General features: G+C 63.6%; 1 protein-coding gene. It reads left to right on the plus strand.

The window, feature by feature from the left end:
- A partial coding sequence (locus tag EN925_RS39325) for a trypsin-like serine protease (RefSeq protein ID WP_128337519.1) occupies positions 1-420 on the plus strand: 420 nt, incomplete at both ends.

A 420-nucleotide genomic window follows, 5' to 3' on the forward strand; every position in this document is an offset into this window, starting at 1 on the left:
GTCACTGTCGGCGTCCTTTCTGCCCGCTCTCGCGATATCCAGGCCGGTCCTTACGACGATTTCCTGCAGACTGACGCCTCGATCAACAGAGGTAACTCGGGAGGTCCTTTGTTCAACGCGCGCGGCGAAGTCATCGGAGTCAACACGGCAATCGTGTCGCCGTCAGGCGGTAGCATAGGCATTGGATTCGCGGTGCCCTCGCGCACAGCTCGGACTGTCGTCGACCAACTGATCAGCACTGGCCGCATCGAGCGCGGCTTCATCGGCGTGCGTCTTCAGGAGATCACGCCTTCCATCGCCGAGGCGCTCGGAATGCCGGGCGCCAAGGGCGCGCTGGTTGCCTCGGTCGAGGCTGGCAGCCCGGCGCAGAAAGCGGGAATCCAGGCCGGCGACGTGATAACCCGGTTCAACGACAAGGAC

Source organism: Mesorhizobium sp. M7A.F.Ca.US.006.04.2.1, from assembly GCF_004022915.1.
In the GTDB taxonomy this organism is placed as follows: domain Bacteria; phylum Pseudomonadota; class Alphaproteobacteria; order Rhizobiales; family Rhizobiaceae; genus Mesorhizobium; species Mesorhizobium ciceri.